Source organism: Prauserella flavalba (assembly GCF_003202235.1).
In the GTDB taxonomy this organism is placed as follows: domain Bacteria; phylum Actinomycetota; class Actinomycetes; order Mycobacteriales; family Pseudonocardiaceae; genus Prauserella_A; species Prauserella_A flavalba.
On record NZ_MASU01000005.1, the window covers coordinates 971,852 to 986,614 of the forward strand.

Consider the following 14,763-nt stretch of genomic DNA (forward strand, 5'->3'; position numbering starts at 1 on the left):
TGGACAACCAAGGGCACTCCGCGGTCCACTCGGAGTGAGACCTTGCCAGCCCGGACCAGGAGCACCCATGACCGCAGCGCAGCAGTTCCGGATCGCCGCCATCCCCGCCGACGGTGTCGGCACCGAGGTCGTCGCGGCGGGCCGCGCCGTGCTCGACGCGATCCAGGCGTCGTCGGGCGGCCGCATCGCGTTCGACTGGGAGGAGCTGCCCTGGGGCTCCGCCTACTACGCCGAGCACGGCGTGCTGATGCCCGACGACGGGCTCGACGTACTGCGCGGCAAGGACGCCATCTACTTCGGCGCGGTCGGCTGGCCCACCGTGCCCGATCACGTGAGCCTGTGGGGCCTGCGGCTGAAGATCTGCCAGGGCTTCGACCAGTGGGCCAACATCCGGCCGGTGACGTTCCTGCCCGGCATCACCAGTCCGCTGCGCAAGGCCGACGACACCGACCTGGACTGGGTGGTGGTCAGGGAGAACTCCGAGGGCGAGTACGCCGGGTTCGGCGGCCGCAACTTCGGCGCCCGCGGCGAGAAGGGCGAGGTCGCGGTCCAGTCGTCGGTGTTCACGGAGGTGGGCTGCGAGCGGATCATCCGCTTCGCGTTCGACCTCGCGCGCACCCGCGCCCGCAAGAAGGTCTCCAGCGTCACCAAGAGCAACGCCCAGCAGTACGGCATGGTGCTGTGGGACGACATGTTCCGCCGGGTCGCCGCCGACTACCCCGACGTGGAGACCGAGAGCGTGCTCGTGGACGCGATGTCGGCGAAGTTCGTGCTCCACCCGGAGGACCTCTCGGTGGTGGTGGCCTCCAACCTCAACGCCGACATCCTCTCCGACCTCGGCAGCGCGCTGGCCGGCAGCCTCGGCCTCGCCGCGAGCGCCAACCTGAACCCGGATCGCCGCTACCCGAGCATGTTCGAGCCCGTGCACGGCTCGGCGCCCGACATCGCCGGGCAGGGCGTGTGCAACCCGATCGGCGCCATCGGCAGCGCGGCGCTGATGCTCGACCACCTCGGCCTGCCGGACGAGGCCAAGCGCGTCCAGGCCGCGATCGAGGCCACCACCGCGCAGGGCGTCCGCACCCGTGACGTCGGTGGCACGGCGGACACCGAGACCGTGACGCGGGCGATCATCGCCAACCTGGGGTGACGCCTCAGTGGTCCGCGAACGCGAGGCCCCTGGCGGCCAGCTCCTCCTCCAGGATCCGGATCGCCTTGGGGCCCACGCCGTGGATCTTGAGGAGTTCACCGGCGGTGACGCCCGTCAGCTGCTCGTAGCGGGTGTAGCCGTGCAGTGCCAGCTCGCGCGGGGCGACCTTGCCCATGCGCCGGGGGAACTCGGTCGGCGCGACGGTCTCCGGTTCCGGCATGCGGCTCCCCTTCCGATCTCCAACCAGATCGCGAAGGTAGCAGGGAGCACCGACATCACGTGGCCGCGTCGAACAGCTTCCCGGCCGCGGTGATCGCCTCGGCGAGCGCGTCCGGCTCGGGCCGCAGTGCGCCCACGACGGCGTCGATCTCCCGCAGCCCGGCCCGTGCGAGGAGGCGCTTCTCGTTGGTGACCCACTCGCCGCGCCCGGCGAGCACGGCGTGTGCCGTCTCCGCGGCGGCGGTCGCCAGCGCGCCCGCGACCTCGGTGAGCCGGCCACGCGGGGCGAAGCCGCCGCGCGCGTAGCCGAGGGTCAGCGCGGCGCGGCCCCGCCACATCGCCGGGGCGGACTCGCGCAGCGCCGCCGGAAAGGCGGGCCGGGGCAGCACGCCGTGCAGCACCCTCGCCAGTGCGAGCTCCGCGACCACCAGGTAGCTCGGGATCCCCGCGAGGTGGAACATCAGCGGCTCCCAGTGGAATCGCCCCTGCTCCGCCTCCGCCAGCTCGTGCTCGACGACGTCCAGATCGCGGTAGTGAACGTCGGTGTGGCGGCCGTCGACCGTCAGCCAGGCACCGCCGTTGAAGACACCGCCACCCCACGCGCCGAGCTCGCTGACCTCGCCGTCCCAGCCGATCGCGCGCAGATCCTCCGGGTCGAACCCGCCCCGGTAGTACACGGCGAAGTCCCAGTCGCTGCCCGGGGTGTGCGTGCCCTCGGCCCGCGAACCGCCCAGGGTCACGGCGTGCACGCCGGGCAGGGAGGCCAGCCGTGCGGCGACGTGACTCTGGAACGCCTCGTCGTTCATCGTGCTTCCGTTGTCGTCCGCTCTCATCCTGAAGATCATCCCCGACGTGAACTTCTCTATCGCACGGCCTGGCCCCGGCGGGTGAGATGTTCCTCGCACCAGAACAGTCGGAAATCCTACTAATGTCGGCGGCGTGGACGACATCACGAAGGTAGGCGTGGTCGGCGGCGGGCTGATGGGCTCTGGCATCGCCGAGGTGTGTGCCCGCGCGGGCCTGGACGTCACGGTCACCGAGGTCGACGCCGCCGCACTCGACGCGGCACGCACGCGGATCGGCGGCTCGCTCGACCGCGCGGTGCGCAACGGCAAGCTCACCGCGGAAGAGTGCTCGGCCGCGGCTGAGCGACTCTCCTACACCACCGATCTCGACGACTTCGCCGACCGCGACCTCGTGGTCGAGGCGGTCGCCGAGCGCGAGGACGTCAAGACCGACGTGTTCGGCAGGCTCGACAAGATCGTCTCGCGGCCCGACGCCGTCCTGGCGTCCAACACCTCCTCGATCCCGATCATGAAGCTCGCGATGGCCACCACGAGGCCCGAGCAGGTGGTCGGCATCCACTTCTTCAACCCCGTGCCCGTGCTCCCCTTGGTCGAGCTGATCCCGTCGCTGCTCACCTCGGAGCAGACGGCGGAGCGGGCGTCGGCCTTCGCGACCGGCGTGCTCGGCAAGACCGTGGTGCGCGCACAGGACCGCGCGGGGTTCGTCGTCAACGCGCTGCTGGTGCCCTACCTGCTCTCGGCGATCCGCATGCTCGAGTCGGGTTTCGCCGACGCCGAGGACATCGACAACGGCATGGTGCACGGCTGCGCGCACCCGATGGGGCCGCTGCGCCTGGCCGACCTCATCGGACTCGACACCACCAAGGCCGTCGCCGAGTCGATGTACGCCGAGTTCAAGGAACCGCTGTACGCCCCGCCTCCGCTGCTGCTGCGCATGGTGGACGCCGGGTTGTACGGCAAGAAGTCCGGCCGGGGTTTCTACGACTACCCGAAGAAGTCCTGACCCGACCCTGGTTCACCGGGACCGGTCGTGGTCGAGCACCCGGCGCAGGGCGGCGAGGTCGGCGTCGAACGCCTCGCGTCCCGGCCGGGTGATCGTGAGCCAGGTCCGCGGCCGCATGCCGACGAAGCCCTTCTCGATCAGCACGTAGCCGGCGTTCTCCAGCGTGCCCTGGTCGGCCGCGGCCAGCGCCGCCATGATCGACAGCCGGGCGTGGATCAACTCGTCGAGACCGTGCCGGGGACGCGCTCCTGTCGGTGTGCTTCCTGACGGCCCGGCGGGTGCGGGTCCACGACGTCACCGACTCCCGGCACCCGGTATCAGCCCGCCCACCGCCGCCCTGCCCTGATCCGGTCGCCGGCCCGCTGGATCTCCCGGAGGGCCGCGCTCGCGTCAAGCGGGTGCGGCTGGACCATTCCTCAATGGAAGTAAGTACTCAACTCCCGCTCAAATGGCCTGGCCAGTCGCGGTTCAGTCCGGCTCCGGCGCGGTGCTGCCCGTCAGCGGCAACGCGGGCAGCCCCAGCTTGCGGTGGTCCCACGAGCGGGTGCGGACCGGGTCGAGGCGGATGACGATCCGCTTGTTCATCATCGCTTCGAGGGCGGGCCGCGCCGACTCGTCGTAGGGGCCGGTGTAGCGCTCGTAGACGTCGATCGCGGTCTGCCAGTAGTCCCCGGAGGCGGTGTCGTCGATGATCGTGGCCTTGGCCTCGATGGAGACGCCACGCAGCTGGTCGTAGGTCTCACCGGCCTCGACGAGGACGACCGCGGTGGGATCGCGGCGAAGGTTCACGGCCTTCTGCGACTTCGCCTTCGTCTCGAACCAGATCGCGCCGTCGCGGTAGCCGTACCACATCGCGACCAGGTGCGGCACCCCGTTCGCGCCGACGGTCGCGAGCGTCGCGGTGCGGCTGCGCCGCAGGAAGTCGTCGATCTCCTCGGCGGTCATCACGATCTGGGCGCGCTGGTTGGTTCCCACCCGTTCACTCCTCACTGTCCGATCATCGGGGCTCGAGGAGCATGACCGAGATCTCGCGCGACGTCCAGCAGGCGGAGCCAAAGCGCCTCGCGCTCCGCCGCATCGGCCCTCCTGGCCCGGACCGGCCGCAGCCCACCCTTGATCTGCACGGTCGTGTCCGGCGTGGACAGCAGGTTCCGGTACCACTGCGGGTGTTCACTCAGCGCGGCGCCGACGCGCCAGGATCCTCCCCGAAACGAGAACACGTTCTCGATGACGAGCATGGTGTCAGGTCGGTCCCGCGACTTCAACCGTCCGGCTCAGCGCACCCGCTGCCGCGGGCTCGCACCCAGTTCGATGCGCACGGCGACCGGCAGCGTCTCCACGCCGAGCGCCGTCCGCGCCCTGGCGAGCACCTGGGCGTCGAGGTCCTGCCACACCCGCCGGAGATCGGTGCCCTCCCGCAGCCAGATCTGCAGGCGCAGCGCGGGTTCCCCGGGATCGCCGACGGAACGGACCTTGGCCTTCGTGACACCGTCGACCGACTCGGTGTCGGCCCGCACGGCCGCGGACAGCGCGCCCGCCGTGACCGTCAGCGCGTGGCCCTGCGTACGGTCGAGATGGAGGTCGGGTTTCGGCTCCGGGCGCAGCGAACGGAAGAACCACCACAGCCCGAACCCCAGCAGCACGAGGCCGGCCACGATCGCGATCACGCGCGGCACCACCGGTTCCCGCGCGGCGAGCCACTCGGTCACGGCCGGGTCGAGCACGGGCCGCCGGGCACGGTAGGTGCCGAACCAGCCGACGCCCAGCACGAGCACGGCCGTTCCGGCGAACAGGGCGAGCAGCCCGGTGACGAACGTGAGCGAACGTTCAGCGCCCTGGGAGCGGGCGAGTGCCCTGGCGGAGGCGGATTTGCTCATCGGCGGTCCCGGGGAGAGTCGACGACGACGGAGACCTTCGGGCGCCGCACCAGCGGCAGGTCGGCGATCAGCCCGGTGACGCTCTCGGTCAGGCGTGGCCGCAGCTGCTCCTCACTCTCGAAGGTGCTGGACGCCCGCACGCGCACCTTCCTGGCGCTCGCCGTCACGGACGCGGAAGTGACGTTGTCCTGCGCCCGCACGTGGGTGCCGACCACGCGGGCCAGCGACCGGGGCGAGGTGGTGACGCTGACGTCGGTGGCCGGGTCGGTCAGACGCACGTCCCTGCGCCGGGCGACGGCCGAGGCCAGCAGCAGGACGAGCCCGCTCACCGCGACGACGATCGCCGCCACGCGCACCGAGAACGAGTCCCAGCCGGTGTTCGCGAGCGCGTCGCGCCAGGCGGGCCACGGCACCGCGAGCGGCGCGTCGGCCGGGCGCCACCACTGCCAGGCCACCTCCAGCGCTAGCAGGGCCCCCGCCGCGGCGACGGCAAGCCCGAGCAGTGTCGACAGTAGACGGACGAGTACACGCACGACGGCTCCCCCGCTCAGCTCACCCGCGCGCGGGTCTGGGCCACGAGTGCGGACACCGTGACGTCGAGCGCGCGCACCCGGTAGGAGGTGATGCGCTCCACCTCATCGGTCACGGCGGTGCGCACCCGCTCCACCACCTCGCCGACGGCCGCGGGGTAGCGCAGCGCCAGTTCGAGCGCCAGGTCCACGTCGTTGCCGTGCCCGGACACCTTCACGCTGGCACCGCGCGGCCCCGAGCCGATCCCGGGGACGCGGCGCGGGACGCGCTCGGTCCCGTCGACGCGATCGGCGGCGTGCTCGGCGACCTTGCGGACGACGGCATGGGCGATCTCCAGCGTGCCGCGCTCCTCCGCCACGGCCGCGCCGGTCACCGGTCCCTGCCCCGGCCGAACAGGTCGGACAGGTCGAGCTCGCCGTCGAGGGCCCTGCCCACGACGAGGCCGATCACCCCGACGGCCAGCGTGACGAGGAACGCGGCGAAGCTCTGCGAGGCCGCGAGGCCCAGCACGAGACCGCCGAGCAGACCGGTCTGGGTTGCGTTCATCGTTCTTGATCTCCTCGGTTGTCTCGGTTCATCGGACGCGGTGGCGCCGCGCGCGGCGCCACCGCCACCGGGCGAGCAGTCCGGTTATTCCCCCGCGCCGGGTGGTGAACACCACCGGCGCGTCGGACCGGTCGCGACCCCGGTCCCCCGGGTGCTCGCTGTCGCCGCCGGTCTCGCGCTCGCTCTCGCGGAACCGGGCCACACCGGCGACGAAGACGTCGGGATCGCCGCCGACGTCGGGATGGTGCCGGCGGACGAACGCGCGGAACTCGGCCCGCCGTCGCGCGTCCCGGCCCGGTTCCTCCGTCACGGGGCGTGCCTCTGCTCCGGTGTGTCCTCGTGGACGTGGACGATGTCAGCGACCTCCACGTTCACCGGCACAGCCCCTGCGATCGCGCGCACCCGTGCGCGGAGGTCGTCGAGCACGCCGGGCAGGCCGTCGTCGAGGCGCAGCACCACACCGAGGTCCACCGGCTCCCCCTCTCCGGTCACGCGCACGCCCACGACCTTGCGGCCGGGCAGGTGGGTGGCGAGCGTGCCGCGCACGCCGCCATCGAGCCGCACCACGGAAGGATGCGCGATGAGGTCGCCGGCGATCGCGTCCGCGAGGCGTTCGGCTGTACTCATGGTCTACTCCACCCGGGTGGTGGTCTCCTCGGCCTCGTCGTCCTCGGGTACGTGGATGTCGTTGACCGCGATGTTGACCTCGATCACCTCGAGGCCGGTGATCTCCTCCACGGTGGTGATCACGTTGCGCCGCACGGCCCTCGCGACGTCGACGATGCGCGCGCCGTACTCCACGACCAGGTCGAGATCCACCGCGGCCTGTTTCTCCCCCACCTCCACCGACACGCCGGACGTGGTCGCGGTGCCGGAGCCGGGGATGCGCTCACGGATCGCCCCGAAGGCGCGGGACACGCCGCCGCCCAGTGCGTACACGCCGGACACGTCGCGCGCCGCGATACCGGCGACCTTCTGCACCACCGACGACGCGATGGTGGTCTTGCCCGCGGTGCCGTCCTCGTTCAGCGTGGTCGTGGAACCGGCCCGCGTGGCGGGAGAGGTGCCGGTGTCGCCGCTGCTGTTGTTCTGTGCCATGGAACTACTCTCCTCGATCGCTCTGGTCACCGCACGCGGCTCACGGCCGCGCGCTCTCCGTTGTCCTCCGGCAGATGGACGTCCTCGACCGCGATGTTGACCTCCACCACCTCGAGCCCGGTCATGTCCTCGACGGCGGCGATGGCGTTCGCGCGGATCGCCCGCGCCACCGCGGGAATCGGCACGCCGTAATCGACCACGACGCGCAGGTCGATGGCGGCCTGCTTCTCGCCGACCTCGACCGACACGCCCTGTCCCGCGCTCGCACTGGCGCCGGGGACGCGCTCCCGCAGCGCCCCGAGCGCCCGCGCCGCACCGCCGCCGAGCTCATGGACACCGGACACCTCGCGCGCGGCCATTCCGGCTATCCGGCGGACCACGGTGGTCGCGATGGTCGTCATGCCCTGGTCGGTCACCAGCAAACTCGTGCCAGGTCCCACGGCCTTTCTGTCCACAGTGGCCGCCGGTGCGGTGCTCGTCATCGTGCTGACTCCTCGTACCCGTGTCGAACCGGGGTCTGCTGCCCCGCCACCCATCACGACACGGGCGGCGCCGGAACGTCACGGGTGATCGTGGCGATGTCGCGACGATCACCCGATCGAGTGTCATCTCTCGTCGACGTCGGCCACGTCGATGTCCAGCGCCGCGAGCCGCACTCCGACGCGGGCCGTGCACGCCGCCGCCGCCCGGCGCCGCACCACGGTCAGGAGCCGGGAAAGGTCCGCACCGTACGTCACCGTCACCGCCAACCGTCCTTCCACGACGGTGGTGCCGTCCTCGTCCGCACCGGTGGCACGCACGACGCACCGGCGCGCGCGCACCCCGTCGATGGCGTCCACCGCGAAACGCACCACGGCCGCGACGGCCCGGTCGCTCACCTCGGTGCGGCCCGGCCGGCCCGCGTCCACGGGCAGCATCGCGCGGGGCGCCCTCGGTTCCGCCCGCACTGCGGCCATGATCCGCGCGGTCAGGTCGCGGGCAGGCCGTGGCCGTTCGGCCCTCAGGGTGCCGGTGGCGGCACGCAGCTCGCCGAGCCCGCGCAGCGCCGTCGAGCAGTGCGGGCAGGTCAGCTCGTGCTCGTCGGCCCGGCCCCTTTCGACGGCGTCCAGCCGCTCCCACAGCCCGTCGAGCGACCGGCCGCACGGCAGCTCGTAGTCCGCCTCTGGCTGGTTCAGCGCCATGGCCGCATCACCTCCGCGAGCTGTGCCCGGGCGCGGGCGATCCGGCCCCGCACCGCGGTCGTGGAACCACGCACGATCCGGGCGATCTCCTCGTAGGACCGCCCGTGGACCTCCCGGAGCAGCCAGCAGGCCCGCTGCTCGGGAGTCAACTGCGCCAACGCCTTCAGCAAGGCCGCCACCTGGTCGTTCAGCTCGGCCGCCGACTCGGGCTGCGCCTCCACCCGCCGCGTCGCGGTGGTGTCCGGGTCCACGTCGGCCACCGGACGGCGCGCCCGCAGCACGTTGAGACACCGGTTGGTGGTGGACCGGTACAACCAGCCCACGAAGGCGGAGTCGTCCTGCAGCTGGTCGAGCCGTCGCCACACCGTCAGGAACACCTCCTGCACCACGTCTTCGGCCTCGCCCGAACCAGCCAGCATCCGCAGCGCGAGCCGGTACATGGGCCCCTGGTAGCGGCGCACGAGCTGCTCGTAGGCGCGCGTGTCACCGTCGCGGGCACGCGCCACCAGTGTCTCGTCGTCGAGCGCCGCCGCGGCGCCCGGCTCCCCGATCCCTGGCCTCATCGGCCGGCCGGTCCCCGTCCCGACCTCATCGCACCTCCCTCGTGCCTCACCCGTCTTCGCAGGTTCGGACACGGCCCCGGGCTGAACGTCACGCACACCGGCGCCAGCATAGGTGTGAGGTGCGTTACCTCGCCTGCCCGAGCAGGCCGCGCGGGGAGAGCACGTCGGCGACGTAGCCGAGGTTGGTCTCCCGCTCGTCCGGCGTACTGCCCGGGTCGAGCACGAGCCGGGCGGGCTCGGCGACGTCCTCCAGCACGCGCACGCCGCGGTAGTAGGCCAGCAGGTCCGGATCCGGGTCGTGGTGGCCGTAGCCCTCCGCGAACCAGCGCTGCTGCTCGCCGGTGACCGACGCCGCCGCGATCACGCCTCCCCCGAGCACGAACATGAGGTCCCGTTCGGGCGGGGCGAGCACGGCGTCGTCGAAGTCGATCAGCACGACCTCGCCCGCGCTCGTGACCATGAGGTTGCCCAGGTGCGGATCGGCGTGGCAGGGCACGGCCGCGGGCAGCCCGGCGCGCTGCCGCAGCTTCGCCCCGAGCCGGATCGTCCGCTCGCGCACGGCGCGCAGTGCGTCCCGGTGGGGCAGCCACATCGCCGCGAGCCGTTTCCCGTGCGCGTCGCGCGGGAGCCCGTCGAGCTCGGCGTCGACGCGGTCGAACAGCGCGGCCCACCGGCCGGGCTCGAAGTCCTCGCGGGGAACCCAGCGCCGCAGGGTGTCGTCCGGGGGCACGGCGTGCAGTGCCGCGATCAGCCTCCCGTAGGCGTTCCACCGCGCACGGTCCATTCCGGACTCCAGCGCGGTGTCGCCGTCGACCCAGTCCACAACCGACAGTCGCAGGCCGTCGACGTCGGCCCACAGCTCACCCGCGCTGGTGCGCCGCGGCTGCGGCGCGTACCGTCCGCCGAGCGCGGCGGGCACCACCAAGCCGGCCGGGGAACCGCGCGCGGTCGACTTCACGGCGAACGCACGGCCGCCGGCGTCGGTGACCCGGTACAGCCGGGCGGCGTTGTCCGCGCCTCCGTTGACGGGTTGTGCCCCGGCGACCGTCAGGCCGTACAGCTCGGCGAGCCGGGCCCTCAGGCGTTCCGGGGTCATGACGCGGGAACCAGCGCACGGCACAGGCGGGTGAGCCCGTCGAGCACGCGCTGCTCGTCCTCGGGGCGGTGCACGATGTGGTCGGTGGCGCCGTGCATCGCCGAGTAGAGGATCACCGCCGTCACCGTCGGGTCGGCCACGGGCGGGTCGAGCTCGGCGAGCAGCCCCGCCAGCGCGTCGACCGCGACGTTGGGAGCGTCGCGCTCCACCCCGCCGGCCGGATGGAACAGCACGTCGTGCAGGCGCAGCTCCCTGAGGTACTCGGCCACACCCGTGCGCATCCACCGCTCGACGCGCTCGGCTCCGCTCGCCTGCCCTGCCGCCGCGAGCTGCGCGTCGGCGAAACGCCGCACGAACCGGTCGCGCAGGGCGTGCAGCAGTTCGGTCTTGTTGGCGAAATGCAGGTAGAACGTCCCCTTCGCCACCCCGGCGCCCGAGGTGACGTCGTCCACGGTGAACGCATCGGCGCCGTCGCGCCGCACCAGAGCCTCCGCCGCGTCGAGCAGTTCGCTGCGCCGCTGCCCGGCGGGTTTCGTTCGCGTCACCACACTCCCTTCGGCCAGGACACAGGCTACTGTGCCCGGGACGGGCCCATGAGGTAAGTTGAGCCTAACCTAAGCAGGAGGCGTGATGGCGCGTACGAACCTCTCGTCCACCCGGGTCAAGCCGGTGACCGCGGGGCTGGTCACCCTCGAGGTGCTGCGGCGCGAACGGATCTCCGAGCACTTCGCCAGGGTCACCCTGGGCGGACGTGACCTCGAGCGGTTCACGCCGATGGGCTTCGACCAGTGGTTCCGGCTGTTCCTGCCCGTCGCCGAGAACTCGCTGGCGCGCCTGCCGGACAAGTTCAACACGCTCGCGTACGCCAAGTACCTCACCATCGCCAAGACGGAGCGGCCCGTGCTGCGCAACTACACGGTGCGCGCGTACCGGCCGGACGGCCCCGGCGGGCCCGAGCTGGACGTCGACTTCGTGCTGCACGGCACGGCGGGCGACGGGACCGCGGGACCCGCCGCCACGTGGGCGCAGACCTGCGAACCGGGCGACCCGGTGGCGATCCTGGACGAGGGCATCGGATTCAACCCGGACCCAGGGCTGCGCCGGGTCCGGCTGGTCGCCGACGAGACCGGCCTGCCCGCGATCGCCGGCGTTCTCGCCTCCCTGCCTGCCGACGTCACCGGCGAGGCGATCATCGAGATCCCCGGCGACGACGACCGCCAGGAACTCGCGGCACCAGACGGTGTCGCGCTCCACTGGGTGGTGCGCACCGGCCACGCCGCGAGGCCCGGCCAGGCCGCGCTCGACGCCGCCACGGCGATGGAGCCGCCGATTGAGCGCTTCTACGGCTGGGTGGTCGGCGAGCAGACCCTGCCCAGCACCCTGCGCCGCCACTGGGTCCGCGGGGGCGTGCCGAAAGACGACATCATGTTCTGCGGCTACTGGCGCGCGGGCAAAGCCCACTGAGCACTCCGCCCGCTGCAGTGAAGGCCACCTTCACTGCGTTGAATCGGGCGCAGCGGCGCGGAGCGCCTCCGTTTGGGTGGTGGTGGGAGACGGGCGGGCGCAGGCAAGGTGGCCTTCACTGCGGATGGCGTCACCCCTGCTGAGCGCGCGTGGGCTCACCGGCGGGTGGTTCGCTGCCTCGTGGGTGCTGGGCCGCCAGGTGCGCGGCGCGACCCACCAGGAGGCCACCCGCGCCGAGCAGGACCACGCCCAGCGCTAGCGCCCCGCCACCGACCCACGGCAGCGCGGGCACGGTCGCTCCGGCCTCCGCGCGCACGCTCACGCCCCGGCTGCGGTCGGCGTTGAGCACGACGACCGACCAGTCGCCCACGTCCACGGGGGTGCGCACGGTCTGGATTCCAGTGCCGCTCGACTGCGCCGTCCAGATCCCGGCCGTGGCGGGCGGCGTAGCCGGCGCGCTTCCACTGTGGACGGTCATCGCCGTGGACCTGCCGTCGTTCACCTCCTGCACCGTCGCGTACTCGGTGCCCGCGAGGTACCTGGCCGCCTCGTCGGAGGGAGCGATGCCGACGAAGATCGCCTCACCCGGATCGGTCGAGACGGCCCGGATGCGCACGTCACCGAGAGCCGACCCGACCCATTCGGGCGCTCCGGCGAACCGTGCGGCCTCGGTCGCGAGCGCGTAGGTGCCGGTGTCGAACGTGCCCGACGCGGTGAGGAAGCCGTCCGCGTCGCGCTGGGTCCGATCGGCCCACAGCATCGCGATGCCCCCGGTGATCGGGCCCATCGCCACGAGCGCGAGCAGCGCGCCGACCACGACGGCCGTGATGCGGCCTGGTGTCCAGCCGCGCGGCCGGGCCGCCGCGGCACCGGACTGCGGCACCGGGGCGGGGCCCTCGGGCCGGCTCGGCTGTTCACTGCCGCCGAGGTCGAGCCGGAAGGGCGGGTACGCGTCGGTCATGAGCCCGGCGTAGGCGGCGACCCGCACCACCCACCGGTCCATGCCGAGCACGAAGTCGTAGACCGGTCGCGGGTAGGAGCCGGTGAACAGCAGCACGACACCGGCCACCAGCACGAGGATGCCGATCAGGCCGCCACCGGCCCAGGTGGTGTCGTCGTTGTCGCCCGGCCACCACAGCAACCACAGCCCACCGCCCGCGAACAGCCCCACGACGATGTAGTGCGGGATGGCCAGCAGCCACCACTTCACCAGCACCAGGCCGCGGGAGAGCCGCGCCGGGTAGTCGATGTCCAGGTGCGCCGGGTAGTCCGGGACCTCGGCCAGGGTGAACGGTGGGTAGCGGTCGGTGCCGAGTCCCGCGTAGGCGTAGTAGTGCACCCGCCACGCCCACCTCAGGACGCCGACGTTGAAGTCGAAGATGCCGCGCGGATAGCGTCCGGTGACCAGGATGGCGAAGAACGCCACCACCGTCAGCACCCCGAACGCGAGCCACAGCAGCGACAGCACCAGGTAGTGCGGGATCGCCAGCAGCCATTTCACCAGCCACAGCCAGCGGGACAGACCGGGATCGAGCTCCGCCTCGACCCGGACCGGATAGGTTTTCGCGTCCGTCATGCCGACGCACCTCCTCACCTGCTCGCACGTCTGCACCCGACGGTGCGCCCCGCACCGCGCCGCCGGACAGGAGCGAAGGTCCTCGAACGGGATGGCTTCCGGCCCCGCCGACCCGCGCTCGGCAGTGAAGGCCACCTTGCCTGCGTTGAACGCAGGCAAGGTGGCCTTCACTGCGGTCGGCCGTGCGGTCAGGCCGGTGTGCTGACGCAGGTGGCCCTGAGGACCCCGGGAACGCCTTCCGCGAGCACCTTCGCGACGTGGCGGTCGGTCTCGCTGTCGAACCGGTCGGTGATCGTCACCTCGCCCGCGTGCACCGCGACGGTCCACCGGCCGGGCCCACCGAAGATCGCGAGCCGGTGCTGGACGTCGCGCGCGAGGGCGTCGTCGCTGCGCGCGAGCATCCGGACGAGGTCGCGACGGCTCACCACGCCGATCACCGTGGTCCCGTCCACCACCGGCAGACTGCGCAGGCCCCGGTCGAGCATGTCCCGCACCACGTCCACCACGTCCTCGCGCACGCTCGCGGCCACGGCGGGCGCGGTCATCACGTCGCCGACGAGGTCGCCCGCCCTCGGCCGGGCCTCCTCACCGGCCCGTGGTGAGCGGGTGTCGCGCGGGAACCGGTCCCGCACCAGGTCGGCCTCCGTCACCACACCGAGCAGCGAGCCCTCCTCATCGACGACGGGCAGTGCCGTGAAGCCGCGCTCGGCCAGCGTCGCCGCGGCATCCTTCACGGTGGTGTCCGGCGTGACCGTGACAACGGGTGTGCTCATGACGTCGCGTGCTCGCATCGTCCGTGCTCTCCTCACTCCGCTCCGTACATCCATCGTGACGGCGCGGGGGCCTCCGGGCACAGGGGCCGAAGGTCCTTTCGGCGGTAACCAAGGTCTATTCCGGTGCCAGAATCGGAGACATGGACGGCGGCGTACTCGCCTGTGCCTGCGCGGGCGGACTGTCCGCGGCAGCGCTGCTGCTGCGTGGTGTGCCGTTTCGCGCGAGGCACCCGGTCACGCTGTCGCCGGCCGAGGCCGGTTTCCTTCGCGGCGGACCGAGGAGCGCGGCCGGCGCGGCGCTGGAGTCGCTGGCCGACGCGGGCCGGGTGGAGCCGCATCCGGCCGGGGGTGCGCGCCGCACGTACGGCACCCAGGGGCAGCTGCCGGATCCGCTGGAGCGCGCCGTCTACAGCGCGTTGCACGACCGGCTCGGCCCGCGCGCACTTCGGCACCGGCCGGAGGTACGGCGAGCGCTGCCGGCCCTGGTGCGGCGGCTGGCCGTGGCCGGGCTCGTGCCGGGGCGCGTGCGCTGGGTCGCGGTCCGGCTCGCACTCGCCGGCGTGGGGATGCTCGCGGTGGCGCGCTGGGCACACGGCGAGACCCGGCCCTGGGTTCTGGCCGTCCTCGGCGCGGCGGTGGCACTCGCGGCCGTGGTGTGGATGCGGCCGCGGCGCACCGTTACGGGCTCTCGGGCTCTCCGCGGGCACACCCGTGCGGCGTCCGGCTTCCGAGAGGCGGCGCCCGACTCCGCCGGGTCGGGTGGCGCGGCGTACCTCGCGTGGTACTCGGACCACGACCGCCCGGGCTACGGGGCCGGCTTCGGCGAGGCGGGCTCGGGCGCGATGGACTCCTCCGGCAGCTGGTCCGGAAGCGACTGACGGGT

23 protein-coding genes are annotated in these 14,763 nt (G+C 72.6%); 4 read left to right on the forward strand and 19 right to left on the reverse strand.

What is annotated here, in order from left to right; genetic code table 11:
• Window positions 1-67: 67 nt before the first annotated feature.
• Entirely contained in the window at window positions 68-1,147 is a 1,080-nt protein-coding gene (locus BA062_RS12080) for a tartrate dehydrogenase (RefSeq protein WP_110336132.1), read from the forward strand.
• Between the two features lie 4 nt (window positions 1,148-1,151).
• On the opposite strand, the gene BA062_RS12085 is transcribed toward BA062_RS12080, so the two are convergent.
• Both BA062_RS12085 and BA062_RS12090 read right to left on the reverse strand, forming a co-directional pair.
• The gene (locus tag BA062_RS12085) at window positions 1,152-1,367 is read right to left on the reverse strand and encodes a helix-hairpin-helix domain-containing protein (protein WP_110336133.1); all 216 of its coding nucleotides are present in this window, start codon (window positions 1,365-1,367) and stop codon (window positions 1,152-1,154) included.
• A 55-nt stretch (window positions 1,368-1,422) separates the two neighbouring features.
• Window positions 1,423-2,172: a nucleotidyltransferase domain-containing protein gene (locus tag BA062_RS12090; protein WP_110337275.1), complete on the reverse strand. Its 750-nt coding sequence runs from the start codon at window positions 2,170-2,172 to the stop codon at window positions 1,423-1,425.
• Between the two features lie 133 nt (window positions 2,173-2,305).
• Here BA062_RS12090 and BA062_RS12095 point away from each other — a divergent pair, with 133 nt between their 5' ends.
• Complete coding sequence (locus tag BA062_RS12095) at window positions 2,306-3,175, forward strand: 3-hydroxybutyryl-CoA dehydrogenase (RefSeq protein ID WP_110336134.1); 870 nt, start codon at window positions 2,306-2,308, stop codon at window positions 3,173-3,175.
• A 12-nt stretch (window positions 3,176-3,187) separates the two neighbouring features.
• Here BA062_RS12095 and BA062_RS12100 read toward each other — a convergent pair whose 3' ends face one another.
• The 15 genes from BA062_RS12100 to BA062_RS12170 all read right to left on the reverse strand — a co-directional run bounded on the left by BA062_RS12100 (window position 3,188) and on the right by BA062_RS12170 (window position 10,612).
• Entirely contained in the window at window positions 3,188-3,394 is a 207-nt protein-coding gene (locus BA062_RS12100; RefSeq protein WP_245959788.1) for a transcriptional regulator, read from the reverse strand.
• A gap of 249 nt (window positions 3,395-3,643) precedes the next feature.
• Window positions 3,644-4,150, reverse strand: coding sequence for a pyridoxamine 5'-phosphate oxidase family protein (locus BA062_RS12105; RefSeq protein WP_110336135.1), 507 nt, complete (start codon window positions 4,148-4,150; stop codon window positions 3,644-3,646).
• Window positions 4,151-4,161: 11 nt separating this feature from the next.
• Window positions 4,162-4,413: a nitroreductase/quinone reductase family protein gene (locus BA062_RS12110; RefSeq protein WP_245959789.1), complete on the reverse strand. Its 252-nt coding sequence runs from the start codon at window positions 4,411-4,413 to the stop codon at window positions 4,162-4,164.
• A 36-nt stretch (window positions 4,414-4,449) separates the two neighbouring features.
• Window positions 4,450-5,052, reverse strand: a complete 603-nt coding sequence (locus BA062_RS12115; RefSeq protein WP_110336136.1) for an Asp23/Gls24 family envelope stress response protein — start codon at window positions 5,050-5,052, stop codon at window positions 4,450-4,452.
• Window positions 5,049-5,585, reverse strand: coding sequence for a DUF6286 domain-containing protein (locus tag BA062_RS12120; protein WP_110336137.1), 537 nt, complete (start codon window positions 5,583-5,585; stop codon window positions 5,049-5,051). Before BA062_RS12120 ends, BA062_RS12115 begins: the two co-directional genes overlap by 4 nt.
• Window positions 5,586-5,599: 14 nt before the next feature.
• On the reverse strand, window positions 5,600-5,956 hold the full coding sequence (locus tag BA062_RS12125) for an Asp23/Gls24 family envelope stress response protein (RefSeq protein WP_110336138.1): 357 nt from the start codon (window positions 5,954-5,956) through the stop codon (window positions 5,600-5,602).
• On the reverse strand, window positions 5,953-6,129 hold the full coding sequence (locus BA062_RS12130; protein ID WP_110336139.1) for a hypothetical protein: 177 nt from the start codon (window positions 6,127-6,129) through the stop codon (window positions 5,953-5,955). The genes BA062_RS12125 and BA062_RS12130 overlap by 4 nt, the downstream gene beginning before the upstream one ends.
• A gap of 28 nt (window positions 6,130-6,157) precedes the next feature.
• Window positions 6,158-6,439 (reverse strand): hypothetical protein, encoded by a 282-nt coding sequence (locus BA062_RS12135; RefSeq protein WP_110336140.1) that lies wholly within the window; start codon window positions 6,437-6,439, stop codon window positions 6,158-6,160.
• Window positions 6,436-6,756: a hypothetical protein gene (locus BA062_RS12140; RefSeq protein ID WP_110336141.1), complete on the reverse strand. Its 321-nt coding sequence runs from the start codon at window positions 6,754-6,756 to the stop codon at window positions 6,436-6,438. Before BA062_RS12140 ends, BA062_RS12135 begins: the two co-directional genes overlap by 4 nt.
• A 3-nt stretch (window positions 6,757-6,759) precedes the next feature.
• A complete protein-coding gene (locus BA062_RS12145) occupies window positions 6,760-7,227 on the reverse strand; it encodes an Asp23/Gls24 family envelope stress response protein (RefSeq protein WP_110336142.1) in 468 nt (155 codons plus the stop codon).
• A 26-nt stretch (window positions 7,228-7,253) separates the two neighbouring features.
• Window positions 7,254-7,709 (reverse strand): Asp23/Gls24 family envelope stress response protein, encoded by a 456-nt coding sequence (locus BA062_RS12150; protein ID WP_110336143.1) that lies wholly within the window; start codon window positions 7,707-7,709, stop codon window positions 7,254-7,256.
• 123 nt (window positions 7,710-7,832) lie between these two features.
• Window positions 7,833-8,408, reverse strand: a complete 576-nt coding sequence (locus tag BA062_RS12155) for an anti-sigma factor (RefSeq protein WP_110336144.1) — start codon at window positions 8,406-8,408, stop codon at window positions 7,833-7,835.
• Complete coding sequence (locus BA062_RS12160) at window positions 8,399-8,971, reverse strand: RNA polymerase sigma factor (RefSeq protein WP_110336145.1); 573 nt, start codon at window positions 8,969-8,971, stop codon at window positions 8,399-8,401. Before BA062_RS12160 ends, BA062_RS12155 begins: the two co-directional genes overlap by 10 nt.
• Window positions 8,972-9,095: 124 nt before the next feature.
• On the reverse strand, window positions 9,096-10,067 hold the full coding sequence (locus BA062_RS12165; protein ID WP_110336146.1) for a phosphotransferase enzyme family protein: 972 nt from the start codon (window positions 10,065-10,067) through the stop codon (window positions 9,096-9,098).
• Window positions 10,064-10,612 (reverse strand): TetR/AcrR family transcriptional regulator, encoded by a 549-nt coding sequence (locus tag BA062_RS12170; RefSeq protein WP_210406823.1) that lies wholly within the window; start codon window positions 10,610-10,612, stop codon window positions 10,064-10,066. Before BA062_RS12170 ends, BA062_RS12165 begins: the two co-directional genes overlap by 4 nt.
• 85 nt (window positions 10,613-10,697) lie before the next feature.
• On the opposite strand from BA062_RS12170, the gene BA062_RS12175 reads away from it, so the two are divergent.
• Complete coding sequence (locus BA062_RS12175) at window positions 10,698-11,531, forward strand: siderophore-interacting protein (RefSeq protein ID WP_110336148.1); 834 nt, start codon at window positions 10,698-10,700, stop codon at window positions 11,529-11,531.
• A gap of 130 nt (window positions 11,532-11,661) precedes the next feature.
• On the opposite strand, the gene BA062_RS12180 is transcribed toward BA062_RS12175, so the two are convergent.
• Window positions 11,662-13,107: a DUF4389 domain-containing protein gene (locus BA062_RS12180; protein WP_110336149.1), complete on the reverse strand. Its 1,446-nt coding sequence runs from the start codon at window positions 13,105-13,107 to the stop codon at window positions 11,662-11,664.
• Window positions 13,108-13,295: 188 nt separating this feature from the next.
• A complete protein-coding gene (locus BA062_RS12185) occupies window positions 13,296-13,898 on the reverse strand; it encodes a CBS domain-containing protein (RefSeq protein WP_110336150.1) in 603 nt (200 codons plus the stop codon).
• 122 nt (window positions 13,899-14,020) lie between these two features.
• Here BA062_RS12185 and BA062_RS12190 point away from each other — a divergent pair, with 122 nt between their 5' ends.
• Entirely contained in the window at window positions 14,021-14,758 is a 738-nt protein-coding gene (locus BA062_RS12190; RefSeq protein ID WP_110336151.1) for a TIGR04222 domain-containing membrane protein, read from the forward strand.
• The last annotated feature ends 5 nt before the right edge of the window (window positions 14,759-14,763 follow it).

Coding starts and splice junctions, on each gene's coding strand:
- BA062_RS12080 (WP_110336132.1), top strand. CDS start 68: ATGACCGCAGCGCAGCAGTTCCGGATCGCCGCCATCCCCGCCGACGGT.
- BA062_RS12150 (WP_110336143.1), bottom strand. CDS start 7,709: ATGACGAGCACCGCACCGGCGGCCACTGTGGACAGAAAGGCCGTGGGA.
- BA062_RS12175 (WP_110336148.1), top strand. CDS start 10,698: ATGGCGCGTACGAACCTCTCGTCCACCCGGGTCAAGCCGGTGACCGCG.
- BA062_RS12090 (WP_110337275.1), bottom strand. CDS start 2,172: ATGAACGACGAGGCGTTCCAGAGTCACGTCGCCGCACGGCTGGCCTCC.
- BA062_RS12190 (WP_110336151.1), top strand. CDS start 14,021: ATGGACGGCGGCGTACTCGCCTGTGCCTGCGCGGGCGGACTGTCCGCG.
- BA062_RS12085 (WP_110336133.1), bottom strand. CDS start 1,367: ATGCCGGAACCGGAGACCGTCGCGCCGACCGAGTTCCCCCGGCGCATG.
- BA062_RS12110 (WP_245959789.1), bottom strand. CDS start 4,413: ATGCTCGTCATCGAGAACGTGTTCTCGTTTCGGGGAGGATCCTGGCGC.
- BA062_RS12180 (WP_110336149.1), bottom strand. CDS start 13,107: ATGACGGACGCGAAAACCTATCCGGTCCGGGTCGAGGCGGAGCTCGAT.
- BA062_RS12130 (WP_110336139.1), bottom strand. CDS start 6,129: ATGAACGCAACCCAGACCGGTCTGCTCGGCGGTCTCGTGCTGGGCCTC.
- BA062_RS12160 (WP_110336145.1), bottom strand. CDS start 8,971: ATGAGGCCAGGGATCGGGGAGCCGGGCGCCGCGGCGGCGCTCGACGAC.
- BA062_RS12155 (WP_110336144.1), bottom strand. CDS start 8,408: ATGGCGCTGAACCAGCCAGAGGCGGACTACGAGCTGCCGTGCGGCCGG.
- BA062_RS12145 (WP_110336142.1), bottom strand. CDS start 7,227: ATGGCACAGAACAACAGCAGCGGCGACACCGGCACCTCTCCCGCCACG.
- BA062_RS12115 (WP_110336136.1), bottom strand. CDS start 5,052: ATGAGCAAATCCGCCTCCGCCAGGGCACTCGCCCGCTCCCAGGGCGCT.
- BA062_RS12140 (WP_110336141.1), bottom strand. CDS start 6,756: ATGAGTACAGCCGAACGCCTCGCGGACGCGATCGCCGGCGACCTCATC.
- BA062_RS12185 (WP_110336150.1), bottom strand. CDS start 13,898: ATGCGAGCACGCGACGTCATGAGCACACCCGTTGTCACGGTCACGCCG.
- BA062_RS12165 (WP_110336146.1), bottom strand. CDS start 10,067: ATGACCCCGGAACGCCTGAGGGCCCGGCTCGCCGAGCTGTACGGCCTG.